This is a genomic window from Acanthopleuribacter pedis (genome assembly GCF_017377855.1).
Classification (GTDB): domain Bacteria; phylum Acidobacteriota; class Holophagae; order Acanthopleuribacterales; family Acanthopleuribacteraceae; genus Acanthopleuribacter; species Acanthopleuribacter pedis.
Window position 1 is genome coordinate 55,136 of sequence record NZ_JAFREP010000014.1, and the last position, 23,346, is coordinate 78,481.

Consider the following 23,346-nt stretch of genomic DNA (forward strand, 5'->3'; position numbering starts at 1 on the left):
ATGGAACAACGGATTTAGATGAAATCGGGTGGGTGTGGCAGGAACTCGAGATCCTCGTGGTTGCCCACCACTTGGTTCATGTGCCATTCGTTTCGGAACAAGGCGACCGGGCGTTCCGCCTCGTCGTAGAGCAGGGTGAAGGTGTAGCCGCCGTCCGGTTCAATCGTGCCTTTGATCCAGCGCGAGGCGCCGTAGTCCAAGCGGTCGAAGGTGACCTCACAGCGGTATTCTTCCAGCATGCGCTCCTTGAAGACCTCGAGCTGGAGTTCACCCACCGCGGCCAGAACCGGCAAACGCGAGTGGGAACGGGGATCTTGCAACACCTGCACAACCCCTTCCTCACCGAGTTGGTCCAAACCTTTGCGGAAGGATTTGTTGTGGGTCATGTCTTTGAGGCGGATGCGGCAGAAAATTTCCGGCGGGAAGCGGGGGAAGGACGGGATTTGGAAATCCTTGCCGACCGTGAGCAGGTCGCCCGCGCGGAACAAGCCGGGGTTGACCAAACCGACGATATCGCCCGGGTAGGCTTCTTCAATGATTTCGCGTTTTTGACCGAACAGCCGGTAGGGAAAACTGAGTTTGACCTTTTTGCCGGAACGAAGGTGTTTGACCGTCATGTTTTTCTCGAACTTGCCGGTGGCGACCCGCATAAAGGCGACGCGATCGCGGTGGGCCTTGTTCATATTTGCCTGAATTTTGTAAATGAACCCGGAGAAGTCGGCCGAGGCGGCGGGTTTCTCGCCTTTGACCGTGCGCAGATCGGCCGGGTGCGGGGCCAGCTCGGTGAAGCGGTCCAGAAAGTTGTCAAGCCCAAAGTTGTTGATGGCGCACGCGAAAAAAACCGGCGTCATTTCACCCTCGAGGAACAGGTCCTTTTCGAAGGGGTGAATCAGTTCGTCGACCATTTCGAGTTCTTCGTCCAAAAGGTTGCGGTCGTGTTCATCGACGATGGAAGCCATGTTGGGATCCTCGAGGCCGCTGGTCGCCACGGGTGCTTTCCACTGGCCGCCGCTGGTGCGCTGATACATATGCACCTGACGGGTATCGCGCTCATAAACACCTTTAAAATCACCGGGTTCCCCGATTGGCCAGGTCATGGGGATGGCGAGAATGCCGAGGACTTTTTCGACTTCCTCGAGGAGTTCGAAGGGGTTGAGCGAGGGGCGGTCCATCTTATTGATGATGGTAAAAATGGGAATGCCGCGTTCGCGACACACCTTAAACAGCTTAATTGTTTGCGGCTCGACGCCCTTGGCCGCGTCCAGCAGCATGATGGCTGAATCGACCGCCAGCAAGGTGCGGTAGGTATCCTCGGAAAAGTCTTGGTGACCCGGGGTGTCGAGGAGGTTGTAACAGACATCGTTGTAATCGAATTGCAGGGCCGTCGAACTAATCGAAATGCCGCGGCGTTGTTCCATGTCCATCCAGTCGGACACGGTTTGGTGGCGGTTCGCTTTTTGGGTGACCATGCCGGCGCGTTGGATGGCGCCCCCGTAGAGGAGCAGTTTTTCCGTGAGGGTGGTTTTACCGGCGTCGGGGTGGGAAATAATGGCGAAGGTACGGCGGCGGACGATTTCCTGTTGGATTTCGGGTGAAAGGTTTTCGGACATGCAACTAAGCCTCGTGGAAAAACATTGGCATGGGGCGGAACGAACGGAACCCGGCCCCAAAACACTGCATTCTACCTGAGCACCGGTCGAAGTGCGAGGGTGAACCCGCGCCGGGACAGGGGGTGCGGACACGGAACGCACATTAGCGTGAGAAATATTCGGGCGGCTTTGCTAACATAAGGCCTTTGTCGCGGCACCGAGGGGTTGCGTACTTTTGTGAACGAGGTCGATAATGCTTAACCTGATTAATGTTGGAAAACGCTACGGGACGCGGGTGCTCTTCGAGGATGTCAACCTGCGACTGGATCCTGGCAAGCGTTACGGCATCGTCGGTGCCAACGGCGCCGGGAAATCGACCATGTTGCGCATTATTACCGGTGAGGAAACCGCCGACGAGGGCGAGATCGCCACGCCCGCCCGCTTGAAACTGGGCACCCTCACTCAGGACCACTTCGCCTTTGAAGAAGTGCCCATCATGCAAGTGGTCATGAAAGGCAAAAAAGCCTTGGCCGACGCCTTCGACGAAAAAGAACGCCTGTACGACGATCCCGACGCCGATCCCAACCGCTTCGCCGAGTTGGAAGAAATCATCGCGGACCACGACGGTTACGCCGCCGAGGCCAAAATCGGCGAAATGCTGGAGGGCTTGGGCATCCCCACCGAAAAACACGAACAACCGATGAGCGTGTTGTCGGGCGGCTACAAGTTACGCGTGCTACTGGCCCAGTGTCTGTTTGGCGAACCCGACGCCTTGCTGTTGGACGAACCCACCAACCACCTCGACATTTATTCGATTCGCTGGCTGGAGAATTATCTGGTCACCAGCCGCGCGGTCGTGGTGGTTATCTCCCACGACCGCGAGTTCTTGAACGCCGTGTGTACCCACGTGATCGACGTGGATTACAGCACCGCCAAGATGTACACCGGCAACTACGACCAGTTCCTGGAGCAGAAAGCCGTTGACGAAGAGATGCGCCAACTCGAAACGGAGAAACGGGAAAAACGCATTGAGGAACTGAACCAGTTTGTGACGCGCTTCAAGGCCAAGGCTTCCAAGGCCCGCCAGGCCTCCAGTAAAGCCAAACAAATCGAACGGATGGAAAAGGGGATCGAGGCGCCGCGTTACTCCTCGCGAATCGCCCCGGCGATTCAGTTCACGCCCTGCCGTCCCACCGGCAAGCGGGTTATTGAAGTGAAAGGTCTGTGTAAGTCGTTTGGCGACAAGCAGGTGCTCAACAACCTTAACTTTGAAATTTACCGCAACGACAAGGTCGCCATCTTGGGTCCCAACGGCGTGGGAAAGTCGACCCTGCTCAAAATTTTGATGGGTGAGCTGGAAGCTAGCGCCGGCGAGGCCGAATGGGGCCACGAAACCTATCCCCAGTATTTTTCCCAGGACCACGGTGAGGCGCTCGAAAAAGAAACCACCTTGTACGAGTGGTTGTACAGCTTCGCGCCGGCCGAGCCCATTGGCGCCATTCGCGGTATTTTGGGCAACATGCTGTTTTCGGGCGACGACGTCCACAAAAAAACTACCGCCTTGTCCGGCGGTGAAGCCGCCCGTTTGGTAATCGCCAAGTTGATCCTGCTCAAGGGCAACATTTTGGTGCTCGACGAACCGACCAACCACCTCGACATGGAAGCGATTGAGGCGTTGGTGGACGCGGTACGTTCCTTTGACGGGACCGTGTTGCTGGTGAGTCACAACCGGTACGTGGTCGACAAGCTGGCCACCAAAATCCTGGAGATCCGCCCCGAGGGCGTCGATCTGTTCGACGGCACCTACCGCGAGTTTTTGGATAAAGTCGGTGCGGATTATCTGACCTATCAGGTTGATTTGCGCGCGGAGCAGAAAAACCGTCAGGCCGAGAAGAAACAGAAAAAGGCCCAGGAGACCAAGGGCAAGGACAAGAAAACCGACCGTAAGGCTTACAACGCGGAGGCCAAGCCGTTGCTCAAGACCTCCGGCGAGTTGGAGCAGCAAATCGCCGACCTGGAAGAAAAGCTGGAGGCCGTTAAGGATCTGTTTTCAGATCCGAATTACTTCGCCAAGGCGGATCCGGCCGAGGTTCGGGTCAAGGATCAGGAGAAGCGCGATTTGGAGGCCGAGCTGCAGGAGCGGATGGACGCTTGGGAAGCGGTCAGCGTACAAATTGAGGAACTGAAAGAAAAGTTTGGGCTGGATGATTAGGCTTTTTGTTTCATTAGGTTACTTGGGTTGGAATCCGTTTATTGCTTAGGATATTTGGATGTCTAGGATGGGCGTTGGGCGGCGTGGTTCGGCCCGACGTTGAGGCGCCGCGGATGAAGGGGTCCACCAGGATCTTGGTTCTTCGTGCGTAGTTTGCCGCGTGCTTTGATCTTGGGGGATGGACCTGAGATGGGAAAAGCTTGGTGCGGGTAGCCGTGCCTATCCTCGGCTTCTGTTTAAGAGGGCAAGGGTGCGAGCAGGTGCAGTTATCCCGCTTTCCGCTCGGTTCAGGTTTCTACCTTGAACCTTGGGCGGACGGAACCTGGGTTTCGATGGTCTGGTTTTTGACGATTTGGGATGTTTGGCTTTTGCTTCGCCTTGTGGGGCGGTAGGTCGGCGCCAAAGGCCGCGAATGCCGTCCCTAGCTTAAAATAGGTAGGTGGATACGTGGCATAGGTAAAGAAGTGCCACGCTGCTCGTCAAAAAACGGACCATTGAATCGTTTCTCCTTGTTGGTTTCTGTTGGGTCAGGCGAGAAAACCACGGCGGAGGGTCAGCATTTTGATGTTTTTTTTCGTTGGGTTGGTTTTCGGTCCGCTTCGCGCCTGTTTACAGCATGGGACCGTCCGATGAACCTTCACCGTTTGCCGGATCAAACAGCATCAAGACGTTAAGCACCCCGCTTCAACCGCGGCCCAGGCACGAGGCCGTGCCGGCTCATCGGTCGATTCAATCGATCCGTAAATAAAAAAGGCCGGGCAAATCAGCCCGGCCTTTTCCGTCTCTTATAGGAAGCGCGTTAGTCTTCCGTTTCATCTTTTTCGTCGGTTGCTTCAACCGGCGCAGCGTATTGGAAGGTGCCCTCGCTGTGGGCCCCGTAGTGGGCCTTGACCGCGCGCTCTTCCGTGGTGAGATGGATGTTGTCGACGAACATCAGCGGGCCACCGAAGCGTTCGCTGCCCGCGTTGTCCTGCAGGTAAAACACACCCACCTGGATACGCTTGCCGTTGTTGGTCACCGGGATCTTGGCACCGAAGGGGATCCAGCCACTCATCACGCCGTCCGCGTAACGGTAAACCACGTCCAACCAGCAGTCGGAAACCAAAGCGGTGGGGTTTTGCATCAACTTGCCGGAGGCACCGATCCAGGTCCATTGGTCCGAACCTTCCTCGCGCCACACAATACCGTAGTAGCTGGCGTCCGTGGACCACTGTGGGTTGATGAAGCGCATGTCGAATTGGAAATACCACTCGCCGTACTGGGGCACTTCAAAGAAGGGCGACAACAAGGCTTCGCGGTCCGGGGCGAATTGGAACTGACGCTGGTCAATCGAGGCGTAAGACGGCTCATAACCCACGTAGAAAACACCTTTCTTGGCGGGAACCACCGTCTCCGTGAAGAACTCGGAGGAACGGCGGCTGGTAACCCAAACGTGCCAACCCATGAAGGCCGAGTCAAAGTTCACATCCAAACGGTCGAGCAAGGCCTGGCTGATGGGGGCGCCGGGCGAAGGCACAATCGCGCCGAACTCGTTGGTGGGTTCGCCCAATTGCAGGTCGCCGAAGGAAAATTGGGTCCAGCCCTGTTTCATGGCCTCGGTGATGTCGAAGTGCTCAAAGTCGGCAAAAAAGATGGTGCCGTTTTGGTCCATGGTGCTGGTCGCGTGCATCAGCGCGAAATCGCTGCCGGTGCGATTGCGAACCAAGGCGTACGCCGTGACGTCGCCGTTGTGCGCCGCGAAACGCGTCCAGGTCACCTCGCGCGCTTTGTCGCCGAATAATTCTTCCAAGGTGAAGCGCATGCTTTCACCCGGCAACAACTGCATGTTGTACTTGCGGGCGACTTGGCGGCCTTGGTCGTTAAACCCGATCAGGTAACCCTCGGCGCACGCTTTTTTCACGTTGACCACGCCGATCTCCGTGGTCAAGGTGTCCGACGTCGGGGTGTAGGGCATGATCTGAACCGTGGAAGGGATGTCGTTGGCGTCACTCGCGGCCAAGGCGCCCGAGTCGTTGCCGGACAACATGTAGCCGACCAGGCCACCTTCAAACGGGGTGACCTCGTACCACGAAGCGTTGGAGGTCAATTCACCGATTTGGTCCGGCTGATTCAACAAAAACTCGCGTTTCTCCAAGGGTTCCATGTCAAAGAAGTATTCGGTTTGGGTTGCTTCAAAAAACGGGAAAATGAAGGGATCGTACAGGGCGCGCAGACGAACCCGCATGCCGCGATCAAAGGTGTTGATCAGGACGATTTTGGTCCATTCCTTGGTGCCGCCGGAGCCGATGTTGGGAAACATCATGCCGCGGTGTGCGGTACGGGGCAACACCATGGAGGCGAAGTTCCCGCCTTGCGTGCTGCAAACGCCGATGTGCTGGACGCCCGCAATGGACATGTCGCCGGTGGCCGTCAAGCTATCCCAGAAAATGGCTTTGTGTTCCTCTTCCTGGTCGAGGTAATCATAGGTGGTGCTTTCCCATCCGGTGCTGATGCCTTCAACCAAAACGGTGTTTTCCTGGCGGATGGGTTCCTTGTCGCAACGGTCGCGTTGGATAATCGGCTGCGAAAGGATCTGACCGTTGTTGGTCGAGGTGTTGACCAGGGCAATTTCCTGGCCGCAGCTCTGGTCCGAGGCTTCGATCTGGGAAACGTAAAGGGTTTCGCCGCTCAGGTGGGTCATTTCCACCAAACTCACCTTGCCGTTGGCCTGGGCGTAGCGAACGTAAGCGGGCAGAGCAATCGCGGTATCGATTTTGGCCCAAGCGACCTCGGCACCAAATAACGCGGTGGCCGATGCCTCGTAACGGGCAAATTTTGTCAGGGTCACCTCGGTGGCACCCAGTTCTTCGCCCAAATCATTAAATCCAGTGATCGTAACACGCACTTCCGTTTTGCCGGGGTTGGCAAAGCCGATCCAAGATTCGGCGTCTTGACGAAGGTGGGGCGCATATTGGCTGACCTGTGCCACACTCAAGCCTGCAAACAGGAAAAGCAACACCGGTACGAGCAATCTAGCCATGGATCAACTCCTTAAATCGTAGGAACCGCCTTGGTGCGGCGGTAGTGACAAAAAGACCCTATCCCTTGTGTCGGCGCTTTGGAGAAAGGGTTTAGAGAAAAACAAACATTCGCGGGACGCTCCATCATAGCGAGCATGCCGTGGCTGTGCAGTAAATAATCTCAAATAAGCGGGTTGGATCACAGAAACCGCGGCAGTGTACCGCCGGCCTCCGTGTCCGCCGCCGCTCCGGTCGCGTGGCTCACAAGGGTTTGTCGCCTGGAGCCATCACCCTTGTGAACCATGTGGGCTTGCGTGTTACTGGGCTTTTAAGGCCGACATTTGTTCGCCGTCCTTGCTGATGATCAGTTGGAATCCGGCGAGCGGACCTTGCGCGGTCGCTTCCAGCCAGCCGGGTAAGGCGTTTTGGCTTTCCCATTCCGATTGTGGCAACAATTCGCTAATGGTTTCCACCAGCTTCTGACGCGCCGCCAATTGTCGGGTCGCCGTGGCGATCACCTCGCCCTGGTTGTCGTAGAGCGTAAAGGTGACATTTTGTGCGGTGTCGTTGACGTTCACCACCGAGATCCCTTGGAAGCTGCGGTTGGTGCTGTCGTAGAAGGGGAAACACACGTTGGGTTTGACCCCGGTGGTGGCTTCCAAACCCGCCATTTGTTTTTGGTTGTTGGTGCCGAATAACTCGAAACCAACCACATCCGCATCCGCGACTACTTCCAACCAATCGATGTCGGCCGGTGAGCCGATCGGGGCCAGGAGGTCGCGCGCCAGAACCACCAGTTTCTCGTTGGGTTCCAGCGTGCGTTCCACGTTGTTCACAAAATTGCCCGCGGGCCCGTAAGCCGCGATGCGCACCCCTTGTTGGACGTCACCGATGTTCACCAGCGTGATCCCCGTCCAGAATTGGTCGATGTCCCGCGCGATGTGGGTGAAGTACAAAGTGTTGGGGACAAAGGTGAAATTGGGATTGTCTTGGCCCGTATCCACCAATTCCAAACCGGCTGAGACCCGCGAGCCGTCGATGGTGCCGAAGACCTCGCTGCCAACCAACACATTGTTGGCGCCGGCCTCGCTCATCTTGGCCCAAATGCGATCATTCGGCAGGGCGCCGCCGAAGCGGTCCACGAAGTCGAATTGGTCCTGGGTGAATTTATCGCGCAGCGTCAAATCGGCGCTGGAGCCTTCCTCGACCGATTGGGTCAGGATGATCGCGCTGGTTTCACTGTCCGTGGCGTTGACGACCGAGGCGCGGGTGAACCACTGGTCCACCTTCTCCGCGATGTGCGGTACGAACAGTTCGTTGCTGAGTTTGGTGCCCGCCGTGACCAGGTACTCTTCTTTGCCGTCACGGGAACAGGTCCGCGCGTAACCCGCGATATCGCCGGTCGCATCGACCTGTACCCAGGCGATTTCGAGTTGCTCGCCGTCGAAGAACTGGCTTACTTCTTGGTGGGTGCGGCCGTTGCCCGCCAGGGTGAAGGGCGCGCGGGCCAAGATGTTGCCCGAGGCGTCGTAGGCAATCGCTTCAACACTGATCTCGCTGTTGGTGGTGTTGACAATGCCGATTTCGGTGGTGAAGGTTTCGTTGGATTGAATGTCGGCCAAGTACAAGCCCGGGTTCAAAACGCTCACCGAGAAGCCGTAGCTCAGCATGCGTTTGTCCTTGCCCGCGATTTGGGTGATGCGCAGGAAGTAATCGCCCGCGCTGAGGCCGTTCAACTGAATAGAGCCTTGGTTGGTGATGATGCGGCTGTTGAGGGGGTTTTGCAAGCCGTCGTAGAGTTCGGCGCGCACCGTGCCGTCGATGTCGATTTTCACCACGATGCTTTGCCCGTTGCGGTCAACCGTAATGCGGTAGACATCGGCCGAGTTGATGTCCGGTAGGGTTTGGCGATCATAGTTGCCGGGTGGCAAGGGTTTGGCTTGGCCGAAGGTTTCGTTGGGTTCGAAGGTGTTTTCGTCCACTTCTCGCACCGTGATGGTGCGGCGTACCGTTTCCGAGACCAGGCCGTTGCGGGTGCGTGCAAACAGGCTGACCGTGAAGGTTCCCTCGTCGGCCCAAACGATGCGGCCGGGGGTTTGCTGGTTGCTGGTGCGTCCGTCGCCGAAGTCCCAGAAAAAGGTCAGATCTTGGACGCGGAACCCGCGCGGGTCGCGCACACGCGCTTCGAAGTAAATCGTGCCCGCGTCAGGAACGCGTTTGGCCGCGCCGAAGGGTTCGATTTGCACGTCGGTCGGCAGGTTGATATCCACGACCGGCGGCATGGTGCCGAACACGTAGAAGGCCACGCTGTCTTGCAACAAGACATCCTCGGCCACATCGCGTGCGACCACCGTGGCGCGGTAGCGACCGGGGCGATTGAAGCTGTTGGTGACCGCGATACCTTCCAATTGGGTGCCGTCACCGAAGTCCCAGAAGAACTCCAGCTCTTTTTTGCGCGTGTCCGGGTTGCTGACCTGGGCCTCGAAGTTGATGACCTCGCCGACCGAAAAGACCGAGGCCGGTTCAGGGCTGGTGGCCGTCAGAAGCACCGGTCGCAGGTTCTCGAGCGAGACCAACACGTTGACGTAATCCGAGGCGGTTAAGCCGTTCGGGCCGCGTGCCTCGGCAACCAAGGTGAATCGGCCCTCCTGTGGGAAGGTCAAGGTTAATTCGCGGCCTTGGCCGACATCGGTACCCGGATCGGAAATGAAGTACCAGCGCACCTGGACGTTTTCCTCGCTCGTGGTGGCGATGAAGTTGACCGAGTCGCCTTGGGTCAGGTTGAGCAAATTAGCCGTGGGTTGGGTGATTTCAATACGGGGCGGCAAGGCCTCGCGCACCCGGATGCGAACCCGCGCCGGCGAGAGATCGCGGTTGCCGGAGGTGTCTGTTGTATAACAGAGGGCCACGTAAATGCCCGGCTCCCGGAAGGTCGCCGTGACCGAGGCGCCGCTGAGCGTGCGGCAATTCCCGTTGGAGGAGCAAATCTCCCAAGTGTAGCTCAGCAATTCCTGCTGGGGATCGCTGCCCGTTGCCTGAAAGGAAATCGCTTGGCCGACCGTGAACTCGGCATCGTTTTGTGGGCTGGTGATCGAGGTGTCTGGAGCACCGCCGTCGCCACCGTCGCCGCCGTCCGTGCCGTCGGTACCGGTGCCGTCGTCGTCATCGAGGATGGTGATCAGGTGGGTGGCGGGAACCACCGGCACCACGGTCGCCGGCAACAATTGCAGGCGGATGGTTTCCGGGCCTTCCTGCACGCTGTCCTCAATCACCGTAAAGCGGAGGGTGGCCGTGGTTGCACCGGCTTCAAAGGTCAGGGTCCCTTGGGTCAGGGTGTGGTCGACACCCGCGGTGGCCGAACCACCGATGCTAAAGGGCACGGTCAGGAGCCCCGGATTGGGGCTGCCCAGCACCGCCGTCACCGCAACCGTGGTTTTGGCCGTGCCTTCCGTCACCGTTTGGGCCGCCTGTGTCCAGGCAACCGTTTGGAAATCGTTGTCGCCGATCAGAACCAGCGCGTTGCTCGGCGTGCCCAGGGTTGCCTCCACCGGATTCTGTAAGCTGACCCTGAACTGTTCGATTTCTTCAATCCCGGTGTCGTCAAGGATCGGAATGGTTACATCCACACTGTTGGTTCCCGGCGGGAAGGTCACCGTCTGGGTAATGGTCAGATAGTCCAAGCCGGCGACCGCGCTGCCGTCGCTGGTGGTCAGGGTAACCGAGGCCGTGGTGGAACTGGTGGAATCATCGTTGCCGCGTACCACCGTGACCGTGACCGTTTCTTCGCCCTCGGTCACGTTGTAGGCCGCCGAGGAGAATTGCACCGTGCCGCTGGGAGCGACATTGTCGTTGTCGACGATGGTCACCGTGGCGCTGCCGAGGGTGATCACCCCGTTGTTGGTTGCCCCGCTGATGCTGACCGTGAAGGTTTCACTCGCCTCCACGTCGGTATCGTCGATGATGGGAATGCTGATGTTCAGCGTTTCGTTGCCGTTGGCAAAATTCAGCGTGTTACTGGTCAGCGTATAATCCTGCCCGGCCAACGCGGTCCCGTCGGCGGTGCTGAAGGATACGCCGATGGTCTCCCAGGCCACGCCCGCGCGGCTAACCGAAACCGTCACGCTACCCGCGTCCTCGTTGACGCTGAAGGTGGCGGAACTGAGTGCGATGGATGCCGTGCCCAAGGGCCGGAGTTCTGTGTCGACGACTTTTACGGGGTTGACGAAACTGCCGCCGCCGCGGTTGAGGACGCTGCCCCCGTCGGGGTCAAAGGTTAAGACGGTGCCGCTGCTGTCGGTGACGTAAGCCGTGGGACCCGCGTCAAAAATGCTGATGTCCATGGTTCCGCCCGCGCCGGGTAATGGGAGCGCGGTTAGGCTGTCGTTGCTGAGGTCGAAGATCTGGATATTCGCGGTTTGGGTGGTGATAAACAACCGGTTGTTGTAAATCGCGCCCTGGTACGGTGAACCTGGCACCGCAATCGCCTGGCCGCTTAAGTCGCTCAAATCGATGCGGAACATTTGCGACTGGTTGGGATCGAAGGCGTAGAGGAAGGCACCGGCGGGATCCACCACCGCGCCGCTAAAACTCGCGGTAAAGCCGGCGCTCTGGATTAAGCTGTCGTTGCTCGTGTCAATCGCGCACACCGAGCCGTTGCTACCCACCGTGTAGGCCTCGCGGCGAACCGGGTTAAACACAATCGCCTGGGCCGCGGTAGCACAGGGGATGTTCAGCGTGCGGGTTGAACTGGGCAGTTGCGTGTAAACCCCGATCTCGCCAAGGCCGCGTTTGGCTGTTTGGCTGCCGGCACCGAGCAGGAACCAGACCGCGTTGTTGTCCGGGGTGACCGCCGCCGCAAAGGCCGTGGGGAAATCGGTAAGGGTGTTGTCAAGCACGTTGGTGGTGGTGGCGTAGCTGGTCACCGTGCCGTTGTTGGGGGAAACCACATAGAGCCTGTCGCCGGTGGGCGTGGTGGTCACACCCGAGCCCGAAACCTGGGTGTTGATCACCCGGTTCTCGGTGTTGTTGGCCGCATCAAGCGACACAATCCCGGGAATACCCACATCGAGGACGTACACCTGAGGGTCGGTGATCGGCGGCGTGGTGCCGAACGAGAGGGTATATGCGGTGGTGCCGGCGTCGACCGTGACATCCAGACCTTGCGGTGGGGTGATGTTGCGGGTGGTGAAATCGCCGAGAAGCGCCGTGTACTGGAGCAGGGTGAAGTTCGTGCCGTCCTGGGGATCGTTGGTGAAAGTGGTGGTGAGGGTGCCGCCCAGGTTGGCCGTGCCGCTGATGTCGATGCGATCACTCCCCAAGGGCGTGAGACCATCCAAATCGAATTCAAGCGTGCCGGTGTTGACCAGGTTTGCGCCGATTTGTAAGGTGCCGGTGCCGGTTCCGGCAATACGCAGCGTCCCTTCATTCACAAAACCATTGCCGGGCGCCGCGAATTGAATCGAACCCTCGGCGTTAAGGGTGGCGCCGACGCTGTTACGAATGTCGCCGCTGTCGATGTTCAGGGTCGCTTGCGCCAGGCTGAAATTGTTGTTGTTGAGGATGGTAACGGCGCCGCGTTTGGTTGAGGCACCGCCGCCACCACCGAAGAAGGTATCCGTGTTTGCCACGAAGGTGCCGTTGTTGATCAATTGCAAGTTGAGCAGGCGGTTGCCGCCGGCCGCGGCGTCGATGACCATCGAGCCGTCATTGGTGAACAAGCCGCCGTTGTTGATGCCGATGCCGGAGTCGGTGGCTGTTTGGCTGGTCAGGATGATTTGCCCGCTATTGGTCAGACCCGATTCAAGGATCAAAACGCCGGGGTTGGGCGAGTTGGTGGTATCGCCCGCGATTTGGATGAGGCCGCCGGAAGCGTTGTTGGCGAGCAGGCCGATGCCGCTGCCGCCGAAGACGTTAATCGAACCGTTGTTGGTTAAGGGGTTGCCCCGTTTTTCCGGTGACGGTCCACCCGGGGTTCCCAAAAAGCTGTCGACCAAGCGCAGGGTGGCGCCCGTAAAGATGTTCATGCTGTTGGTGTCAAGTATTTGACCCGAGACCGCCAGGGTTGGGTTGCCGGCTCCTCCGAGCGCGACGCTTGCGGCGAAGGCCGGCTGCGTGTTGATCGTGACCGTGACCGACAGGTCGATGGTGACCGCCGTGTTCGGGCCCGGTACCGCGTTGCCGTCCCAGTTGGCCGGGTTGTGCCAGTCACCGCCCGCGCCGCCGGTCCATTGAGCGGTGGCGGGACCGCCGTTGACCAAGGTGACCGCGCCGGCTTCGTAAACCACGTCGAGGGTGGAGCCGGCCGGCGAGGTCAGCGAGGTATTGGCGAAATCACCCGTGCCGCGGGTCGTAAAAGTTACGACCGGTAAAGGGACACCTGTCGGCGGTTCAAAATTACCGGGGAAGGCAGCGGCCAAGGTGCCGCCGAAAACCGCCGTACCTGAAACGATCAATTGGTCGAGTGCGGTGCTGCCGGAATTATCCTGGATGTTAACGCTCAAGGTGCCGCCGGCGCCTTGGGTGTAGTTGGTCGAGATCGTCAGCGCATCGTTAAAGCCGCCGTCGCCGACCGTCACCGTACCGTTGTTGGTGAGCGAGCCTTGCATCGTGCCCGGCCCGTTCATTGCCGCGCCGTTCACCAGGGTGAACGGCTGTTGCACGCCGAGGATGGCACCTTCAAGGTTGATTCCCGCGCCGGTTGTGACCGCGAAGGTGTCGGTGAAGGTCAGGGTGTTGCCCGCGAGGGCCATCGTGCCGGCAAGCGTTGTGGGCAGGGATACCGTCCCGTCGCCCGGTGCGCTTTTGTTGAAGTTACCCGACACGTTAAGGGTGGCGGGGCCGCCGCCTCCTGCCGGAATGATATTGCCGGATTGCAGATCCAGTAGCCCGCCGGTGTTGATGGTGACCGTGGTGTCGGCCGCGGAGAGCGTGGCGCCGCCTTCAATGCGCAGGGTGCCGCCGTTGGCCACGGTGAGCGGCCGTTGGTCGAGCGTGTGGGGATCGCCGCCGTTTATCTGGAGGACGGCCGTGTTTTGCACGTTAAATGCGCCCGAACCCGCGAGCGTTCCGCCCGCCCAGTTCATGATCCCGTTTAAGTTGATGATGCCCGTGCCCTGGAGCGTGCCGCTGTTCATGATCACGTTTGAAAAGGCCGTATCCACGTTGACGTTCACCGTGGCCGTGTTGATGCTCAGGCTGCCGGTGAAGGTGGGGGCAACCGTGCCGAAGGTGGCCGTGGTGCCATTGATCGCCACGTCCCCGCCGCCGGAAATTCCGCCGGTGAAGGTTAAGGTGGCGGTATTGCCTTCGAAGCGGGTACCCGGCGAGACAACAATCGAACCCGGTACCAAGCCGCCGCCGTTTTGTGAAAAGTTACCGTTGTTGACGTTCAAGGTGCCGCGAAAATCGGCGAGGGCGTCGTTGACAAAGATGCCGGTGGCACTCAGGTTAATAATCGAAGTCGGGTCGCCCAGGAACGTGGGCGTGCCACCGGTTACGATGATCGACGTGGTACCGGAAATGTTGAGGGTGGCGCCGTTGGGAACGTTTAAGATCGAGGTGCCGTCCATCTCAATGTTGCCGTCGCTCCAGGCCGTGCCCGTGGGCAAGTTCACCGAGTAACCGCCGCGGATGAACTTGGGTGAGGTGCCGCTAATCGCCGCCGTCGGCCCGGTTAGGTTCGCCTGCGGTGGCGGACCCGCGCCCAAGCCGTCAAAACCGCCGTCGGTCCAGTTCACCGTCCCTTGCGCGTTCATCTGGCCGGGTCCCGTAATCGTGGCGCCCTCCAAGTTGAGCGGCGCGTTGGCTGCTAAGAAGAAACCGTCGTTCCCGACCGTGATCGTGCCGCCTTGTAAGGTCGTCACACCGGGACCGCTAAAGTTTGCCCCGCTGATGGTTTTGTTTTCACCAAACAGCGTGAACACCGTGCCGCTTGCCAGCGTGGGGCCGCTGCCGACCGAACCCGGTCCACCCCAGCGCAATTCCCCGAAGTTAATCGCTAGGGGACTGTTGAGGTTCAGCCCGCACATGATTTCGGTCACCGTTCCGGGTGGTTGCGGGCTCATCGGGCTGTCGTCGAGCGACGCGCCGATGTTTAAGTTGAGGGAACCAACTCCTGGCGAGCGCATCGGGTCGGCTTGCAAGCGGGCGCCGGCATAAATCGAAAAGGTGCCGCCGTCGTGGTTGATTTGCGAACTTTCCTCAACGCCGAGAATCGCGTCTTCCATGATCGTGATCGTGCCGCCGTTGTTGTTGAGTACCGCCCCCGTGTTGAGTTCCTTGGGGTTGCCGCCTTGAATTTGCATGACGCAGCCCGAGGCGCATTCCACCGTGTAGGGGCCGGTCATGGAACCGCCCGACCACAGGAAGGAACCGGTGGACGACAAGGTGCCGGTACCCGCGATGGACCCGTTGTCAAAACGAATCACGCCCCCGATGGGACCGGGAAGGGTGGAAAGGTTGACCGGGCCGTTGATGATCATCTCGCCGAGGTTGTTGATGGGGGAGGAGAGAATGTTCATGAGGTTGCCGGTAAATTCAACCGCGTTGCCGGCGGAAGTGGCCAGGGTCGAGTTCATCACGCCGCCGCCGCTGAAGATCAAACGCGCCGCGTTGGCATTGATGTTGGTGGGACCCGCTGCTTCCGAGAGGCTGACGCCAAAATCGAAATCGCCGCCTTGGGATTTGGTGAGCGTGTTCTGGTTGATGAAGGTCCCGCTGTTGGGCGTCTGCATTTGGCCGTCACTGGCGATGTTAAAGGTGCCGTTGTTGATGATGCTCGCCGAATCGAGTTCAATGACGCCGTTGCCGGTCACACCGCCGCCGGAATCGAGGGTGAGCGTGCTGTTGCGCAGTGCTTTGAGGCCCCCGGTGCTGAAGGTCAAAGAGCCGACCGATTGCGTGGTGACCGGGCCGTCGCGCATTTCACCGCTTTGCCAATCGTAAAGGAGTTCGATGGTGAGGGTGTTGCCGCCGCAATCGATGACGCCGCCGTTTTGGATAAAAGAACCCGTCTGCAGCATGATGTCGGTGGTCAGGTTGAGGGTGCCGCCGTCGATGCGCGTGTTGCCAAAAACGGTGTCGTCCAAACCATGGACGCCGCCGGTGAACACCAAAAAGTTTTCCGAGCCGGTGGCGTTAAAGGTCCCGGTATGGGTGCCGTCCCCGCCGAGCTGCAACTCAAAACTGTTGCCGATTTCAACAAAACCGCCGTTGTCGAAGCGGGCCGTCACCGGGAGAATCGTTGGCGGCAATTTGCGTGCTGATGCGAACCTGTCCTGATCGGTGGGTGCGAATGCGGGAATCGCATTACCCACATGTAAGGTGCCGTTGACCGTAAAGATACCCGGCGGTCCGGTGGTGGTGTTAATCGCGGAAGTCCCGCCGAGGGCCATGTCAACACCGCTGTTGACGGTAAAAGCCGCGCTGTTGTTGAGTTCCAGGTTTAACCCGGTGATGGTGTCTAATTGGCTTGCCAGCACCACCGTGGTGCTGTCGATGACCCAGGTGAAGGGTGCGGGAATGACAGTGTTTGCACCGGAGATGAAGTTCACGGTACCACCGCCCGAGAAGCGCATGTCGTTTAACTGAATGGTGCCGCCGAGGTTGACCACCGCCCCCGGATTCACCGACAGTTCGCCGTTGCCGGCGAACGTGATACGGCCCGTGTTCTCTTGCGTGCTGGTCCCGGTGGTTACGATGAGTTGGGAGCCGCCTTGGAGGGTAAGCGCTTGGATGAATGAACTGGCGCTGACACCCAGTTCGAAACGCTGGATGGTAAAGCTACCGTTCACGATGATGCTGATCGGGGTGTCGACATTCATCAGCGCTTCATCGGCGGGGCCGGGAACCTGGGCCGGCGACCAGTTGGCCGGGTCGCCGAAGTTGGTGCCGTCGCCGGCGCCGCTCCAGGTGATGGGTGCCGCCTGGGCTGAAAACCCGGCAAGGCCGAGCAGCAGGCACAGCCACATTTTGGTGAGAGGGTTGGCAATTCGCGGGGTAAAGGGTGCGATCATGTGATTCCTCCACAACGCAACGAGCGGCAAAGTCGCTTTTGGACACGGGGTCCGGCTGCCGGTCGCCGGGAAACGCTCGCGGAGCGTTCCGAGACGCGATAGTTTTTGACGTGATCTGTTTATCGTATTAAATCTTGGAGGAAACCAAAAGGGTAACCTTATACCTAAAGTGTGTGATTCATGGCGGCGTACGCGCGCATCTTGCTTGGCGACAACCCATGGTTAAATAATGTACGGTTCTTTCCGGGTATGCCGTTGCTTCACCCAACACATTTCGCCCCAGTATCTTGAACGATTGCATCAGCCCGAATCGCGCACTTTAAGTCACCTAAATAGTTAGGTGGCGGTCTCGCCTGTTCAGGTTGCGTTTTTTCTGAACCGCGCCGGCGTTTTGGCGGGATGGGACCGTTTCCGACGGAGGCGTCGATGGGATGAAGCGATCTTTTTCTCCGTGCGGCAGGTAGGCGCGATGCCCATGATTCCCACGGCTTCTACACGGCGTGATTGGCACCCGTACCGGCCAAATGGAAAGGTTTTCTCACAAGGCCGGCGACGGCATGACATGGGTTTTTCTACCCCGGAGGTCACACCGCGGTCGTGGCAGCGTCCTGTAGCTTCTCGACCCGCGCCGGCACGTATTTGTGCCAAGGGGTTCCCGCAAAAAAGTCCTTGCGGTTGGAAGCCGTTAAATCGTTGGGCGCGATACCGATGCGCACCGAGCTCCCATCCCCGCCGTCGTAGTCCACACCGAGCCCGTTCGGCAGGCTGACGCATCCTGGCCGCTGGTGTTCGGTGACCAAGAGGTGGGTTTCACCCGAGCCGGTTTGGGTGGTGATTTTCACCAGGTCACCCGATTTGAGGGCGAGGGAGGATGCGTCCTTCGGGTGCATGTACAGACGGGTCGCCTTGGCTTTTTTGTCCCAAGAGGCGTCGCGAATGATGGTGTTGGACGTTTCGGCGCGGCGCTGGCCCGCCGTGAGGACGAATGGGAATTCCGCCGGGTTGGCCAAAAGGTCCGTTTGCAGGTTGGCGACCCGTGGGAACAGTTCCTCCAAGTGGAGCTGGATGCGACGTCCCGCGCGACCCACGCGGTTCCAGGTTTCGCTGTAATCCGAACCCGCGTCGCAAAACACCATGCCGGAGGGACTGCCGATCAGGGTGTCAAAGAGCCTTTCACCTGCTTGCCAGGGCGATCCCGCGAAGCCGGCGTTGGCCGCGGCAAGGGGGTTTTTGCGCACGAATTGGTGGCAGAGCCCCCAGAACGGGGCCGTTGCCGCCGCTTCGCCGTCGGCAAGCGTGGTGCCCAAGGTGCGGTAGAGCAGCGACGGCAGCACTTTTTTTACCTCGGGTCGCAGCCTCATTAAGCCGAGCAAGGCGGCGGAGAACGGGCGTCGGCCCAGCTTGGCGGCGGTTCGCAGCAGCCTTACATGGCGCGGCTTGAGCGCGCCCAAGGCTTCAATGAGGCGGGTGTGAATTTCCGCTTCAATCAAGGTGCCCGGCAGTGGGTCCGCGACCGGTCTACGGATGTGAAAGGTATTGCGGGGATAGTCGATTTGGAAAAAAACGCATTCGTGTTTTTCGAAGGCGTTGGCCGCGGGCAAAACGTAATCGGCGAGGCGGGCGGTTTCGGTCATGGCCACATCCACCACCACCGAGAACTCCAGGGCGCGAATCGCCGCGCGGATGCGGGCGCTGTCCGCGTAGGAATGGGCGGGATTGGCGCTTTCGATAATGGCCGCGCGGAAGCGGTCCGGGTGGTCGGTCAGGATTTCATCGGGAATCTCGTTGCAGGGCAACAGGCCGGTAATCACCTTAGAACCCAGCACCGGGCTCACTTTTTTCTTGCGCGGCTTTTTCGTGGTGCCCGACACCTCGCCTTTGCTCGCCTCGGTGACCGACAGCAGCGAGATCGCGATGTGGGCCGCGCCCTTTTTGGCAAAATTACCGGTAATCACCAGCAGCACGCGGTGCAGGTAGCTGACCAGGGTGGAGTTGATATTTTGCTGGGTTCCCAGGTCCTCGAAAATCGAAGCCGAGCGGGCCGTTGCCAGCCGTCGGGCCGCGCGGCGCAGCAAGTCCTCGTCCAGTTCGCTGATCGCACAATATTCGCCCACGGACAGTTGCAGAAAGTGGTCGCGAATCGCGTCAAATCCTTCCGTGTGTTGTGCGATAAAGGCCTTGTCCTGCAAACCCTCCTGAAGAATCACCGCGATCATCGCCGACAAAACCCAGGCATCGGTTCCTGGCCGAACCTGAAGGTGAAAATCGGCCATTTTGGCCGTGTCGGTGGCACAGGGATCGAGCACGATCATCGACCGGTTGGGATCGCGGGCGATTTCTTTCAGCACCACGCGGGTGCGGGGAAAGCCGTGAGAATGCCAGGGGTTTTTGCCGAGGAACATGGCGACCTCGGCGTGTTCGAAATCGCCGTGGGGTCCGCCGCCGAACATTTTGCCCGCCACCCAGAATTCGCCTGTTTTTTCTTGGGCCAGGGCGTTGGTGCGGAATTTCACCCCGAGTACTTTTTGTAAACCGTCGCTGTAGAGCCCCCCGAGATGGTTGCCTTGCCCGCCGCCGCCGATGAACAGGATTTTGTCACCGCCGTGGCTGTCTTTGACCTTCTTCAAGCCGGCAGCGACCTCGGCAATGGCGACGTCCCAGGAGACGTCCTCGTAGCTGCCGTCGGGTCGGCGCCGTTTGGGCGTATCGATGCGGTCGCGCCCCATGTGGTAGTAGTTGAGGCGCTGTGCTTTGTTGCAGAGGTAGCCGCGGGAGGAGGGGTTGTCCTTGTCGCCGCGAATCTTAACCAGCTCGCGGTTGTTTTTGCCGCCGGTTTGAATTTCGAGGCCGCAATTGATGCTGCACAGGATACAGGCCGATTTTTTCCACACGGGATCGGTGCCGGGTTCCGCCATCGTTCGCTCCGCTGGGTTCGGTTTTGGAAGAGAGAAGGTCTCAACCAAACCTAAGGCGCATTAGTTGACATGTCAACTAAAATTCACTAACCTGAGCCCATCCCAAACAAGAGGCGACGGCGCCATGAGCGAACCAACCGGAAAAAACCCACGCCTCATTTACCGGCTCAACGCGGCAAGGCATTGCCTGATGAAAAGCTTGGACGCCCAATGCCGCAAGGAACTGGACATCTCGGTGATCCAACTCACGGCGCTGATGGTACTGGGCAAACAAAACCGATGCCGCATGAAGGACTTGGCTGCAACGCTGATGTTGGACAAATCGGCGGTAACGGGATTGGCCAAGCGCATGGAGGCGGGCGGCCTGATCACGAAATCCCGCGGCACGGAGGATTCACGCGCCACCTATCTAGAAATAACCGAGCGCGGCAAGGAAAAATTGGCCCAGGGCAAACCCTACCTAAAAACGATCAATGCCCGCCTAACCCAAGGCTTCACGGACGAAGAAATCAAAACCGTCACCCGCTTCCTCGACCAAATCACCCAAAATTTTTCAGTGTAGGATCTAAGCGGCACGACATGTGGATTAAAGGCATGTTTTCAATTCGGGCCTACTATCTCGCTTCCTCGGTGCGACCTAGTTGCGTCATTTCCTCTTAGCTCCAAGAACGTCGCTGCTCTAAACCTGGTTTAACGATTCGTTTATGGATTTAAAGTACGATTAAGCGATGGACTCTGCAAAGCAAGACCCACTTCTACCATTTTGACAACAGACCCCCTAGTCCCGGTGTGTTCCACCGCGCCTACCCATCCGGTCTTGTCGTCGGTATAAGTCCGAACTTGAACTCTGGTGCGTCTCCCTGACACCTAAAAATGCTTAACCGAGGTCGCGGCCGCCGACATGCCGCCCTGCGCAAGGAAGACGCGAGCCACGCTGGAGCCCTGGCTACTAAGACTGGTATTGACATAACCAGGCCGCAAATGGAGATACCCGCATCCAGCACCCAGCCATTAGCCTGCGCCAAATCTCCACTCGTTTCACCCTGGCCACCTCATACCGGCTGACATTCACTGATTGGTGCCCGTTTTGGTCATCCCGCCTTTGGTTATTCTGATCCGTTGCACCACATCTTGGGAAACATCAATTTTTTTGCTCTCCCGGTGTTTTTGCGCCAGTTTTGCCAAAGGCTTTTTGTCATGTTCAATAACGAGCTTTTTGACAATTTTCTGTAAGGCCAACGCCCTGCGCGAAAAGTTTTCATACTCCTCACGCAGCACCGACACTACCCGCCAAAACCCATTACTGTCACGATCCACCCGCACACCCACTTCATGCTGCAAGGCATGGGACAACCGACTGTGAAACCGCGCTTCATGAAATCGCCGGTTCAGGTTCTCGAAATAGGGCGACCTACCCTTTTCATCCTCGGGGTGCTGAGTGATGTTAAATACAAACATATGCGCGTGCAAACTGGGATCAGGCACACCATCCACCGGTCGGGTCGTGATGTGAACAAACTCGTCCGCGAACAGATTCGCTGTTTTTGTGTGATATTGGGGTCCGTTCACCGTGAGACGGGTCTGAACCTCGGCCTAAATCTTTGCCATTTGCTTACCCACCCACACACACAGACACACACAGGCGAAATACCGCAAGCAATTTCTTGTCCTTCGACATCTCATACAACACCGAAAAGGATGTGGGCGCATTAAAGGATGATGTCATTCCCCGCCATTCGCTCTTTCACGGCTTTAGGCGTCAACCGCGAGCCGTCCGGCCGCTGGCTTTTCCACCAACGGTCAGAGGACGCCATATCCACTTCGCTCTTTAGCCCAAGCGGATCGGCCAGGGGCCGATCCGCTGACCCAGCATTTCCTGGTCCTAATAATCCGCTCCCGGTATTACTCCTTGGCCGAATCCGCACTGTAACAGTACGTAAAATTCACCGTCACACACCTCCCCACTCGCTCTTAGCGCACACAGCAGAGCATGCGCTAACTTCGCTGAATAAAACCCTTAAGACCAATCATTACGTTTCAGGGTGAATCCTGATGAAACAAAACACATTAAACGGTGCTATGCTGGAAGTCTGGATACTCGGAAAAACAGCTTAGCCGTTTGGCAAAAAGCCGATGGCCGAAATGCAAAAAAGGTGATGAATCTAGATGATCAACTGGCATGTTTTCGAGGGATTATCTAAGTGTAGTTTTCTTTGGTAGGGGATTTTGCGCATCAGAATTAACTTAGATTCAGAGGTTACCTTGTTGGGGGAACGAACCAAAAAGAACGGATATTACGAGCGCGTCATGATATAGTTTCCGAAAAGGGGAGTCAACTGAAGCTTTTTACCCTCAACCGAAGTTTAATATGGAGTGATGATATGATCTGTATCTATTGTAATGAACAGAAAGAGGAAAAGGAATTTTCCTTGGAGCACATTTTTCCTGATGCGCTGGGCGGTGCACTCATGGATGATAACATATTCAAAACAAGGCAGGTGTGTCGCCGTTGCAACAGTATAAGTGGCCGGTTTGTTGACGGTCTCTTTATCAAGAGTTGGTTATCAGTAGCGGCGAGAGCAGAAAGTTCCAGGAAATATCTTGACTTAGAAAGAGGGTCTGCTCTCCCCTTTACTTATGCCGGGAGGATGCAAGGAATTGAACTTGAAGATGGTATGGACTGTGACTACTGGATTGGTCCAAATGGTGATCGAGTTTATCATGTACATGAAGCTTATGATGAACGCTCCATGACGTATGTCAGTGGAAACCCTATTACTAGAAAAAAGAAACCTGGAATTGCTGTGCTTTTTCCAAGAAATAATGAACAAAAATGGCTCCAGACAGTGTTTAAATCATTTGTAGCGAATTTCAAAAAAGCAAAACGCTACCTTGGCACACCGAATGACGGTCTTGGTCCACTCTTGAACACGGTTTTCCATGAGATCCTAAGCGAAGATCGACAGTTAGTTGAAACGCTACGAGAAAAAATGAATCAAGAACATCATGTGAGAATTTCAATGGAAGAGGGATTTGAACAACGGTTCCTCGCAAAGGTTGCCTTAGGACTTGGTTTTCAGATTTTTGGAGAAAAATTTTTGAATTCAAGTTATGCTACATCCCTGCGCAATGCATTCTGGGAAAAAGACTTCAAGGAAAGACAAGCCAAAGGCGTTATATTCAAAAGTAGGCTTAGACAAGAAGATTGTCCTAGTGCATTAAAAGAGCTATTCTGGCCTGGAGCACACACGATCTGGCTGATTCCAAGTGGTCAATATTTAATACTTGGTATTTTTTTGTTTGGGTCGGAATTTTATGCTGTTGTTATTTCCGATGAACCTGAAGTATGGAGGGGTAGTGAGCTCACTAGCGGCATTAACGGTTTTATTGTTGTTCCGCAAATAGATAAATTTGTTGGTCCTATATCTTCAAGTGAATTCTTAGCACACCAACATGGTGTTGAATTGTCCGACAAGCTTAAGCCATTGGATGAAATCAGACAGCATTTGGACCAACAAGTAACTTAGTTCAAGCGAGTTGTGAGGCCAAAAGTTGGTGTGGTCTTTTCTTTCGGCACACGGTCGTTCTCCACTTCACGTTCCCCCAATCAAATAACTC

General features: G+C 57.5%; 7 protein-coding genes and 1 pseudogene. 3 read left to right on the forward strand and 5 right to left on the reverse strand.

Annotated elements, in window-relative coordinates:
- Positions 1 to 14: 14 nt before the first annotated feature.
- A complete protein-coding gene (locus tag J3U88_RS14990; protein ID WP_207859682.1) occupies positions 15 to 1,610 on the reverse strand; it encodes a peptide chain release factor 3 in 1,596 nt (531 codons plus the stop codon).
- A gap of 232 nt (positions 1,611 to 1,842) precedes the next feature.
- Here J3U88_RS14990 and J3U88_RS14995 point away from each other — a divergent pair, with 232 nt between their 5' ends.
- Positions 1,843 to 3,801, forward strand: coding sequence for an ABC-F family ATP-binding cassette domain-containing protein (locus tag J3U88_RS14995; protein ID WP_207859683.1), 1,959 nt, complete (start codon positions 1,843 to 1,845; stop codon positions 3,799 to 3,801).
- 799 nt (positions 3,802 to 4,600) lie between these two features.
- Here the strand turns inward: J3U88_RS14995 and J3U88_RS15000 are convergent.
- The 3 genes from J3U88_RS15000 to J3U88_RS15010 form a co-directional block, all read right to left on the reverse strand.
- The gene (locus J3U88_RS15000; RefSeq protein ID WP_207859684.1) at positions 4,601 to 6,820 is read right to left on the reverse strand and encodes a hypothetical protein; all 2,220 of its coding nucleotides are present in this window, start codon (positions 6,818 to 6,820) and stop codon (positions 4,601 to 4,603) included.
- A gap of 297 nt (positions 6,821 to 7,117) precedes the next feature.
- The gene (locus tag J3U88_RS15005) at positions 7,118 to 16,813 is read right to left on the reverse strand and encodes a Calx-beta domain-containing protein (RefSeq protein ID WP_207859685.1); all 9,696 of its coding nucleotides are present in this window, start codon (positions 16,811 to 16,813) and stop codon (positions 7,118 to 7,120) included.
- A 584-nt stretch (positions 16,814 to 17,397) separates the two neighbouring features.
- The gene (locus tag J3U88_RS15010; protein ID WP_207859686.1) at positions 17,398 to 19,728 is read right to left on the reverse strand and encodes a molybdopterin-dependent oxidoreductase; all 2,331 of its coding nucleotides are present in this window, start codon (positions 19,726 to 19,728) and stop codon (positions 17,398 to 17,400) included.
- Positions 19,729 to 19,852: 124 nt separating this feature from the next.
- Here J3U88_RS15010 and J3U88_RS15015 point away from each other — a divergent pair, with 124 nt between their 5' ends.
- Entirely contained in the window at positions 19,853 to 20,290 is a 438-nt protein-coding gene (locus tag J3U88_RS15015) for a MarR family winged helix-turn-helix transcriptional regulator (protein ID WP_207859687.1), read from the forward strand.
- A 506-nt stretch (positions 20,291 to 20,796) separates the two neighbouring features.
- Here J3U88_RS15015 and J3U88_RS15020 read toward each other — a convergent pair.
- Positions 20,797 to 21,303 (reverse strand): annotated as a pseudogene (locus J3U88_RS15020) (relaxase domain-containing protein); the annotation flags it as partial.
- An 806-nt stretch (positions 21,304 to 22,109) separates the two neighbouring features.
- Between J3U88_RS15020 and J3U88_RS15025 the strand changes: the two are divergent.
- Positions 22,110 to 23,255: an HNH endonuclease gene (locus J3U88_RS15025; RefSeq protein WP_207859689.1), complete on the forward strand. Its 1,146-nt coding sequence runs from the start codon at positions 22,110 to 22,112 to the stop codon at positions 23,253 to 23,255.
- Positions 23,256 to 23,346 lie beyond the last annotated feature (91 nt).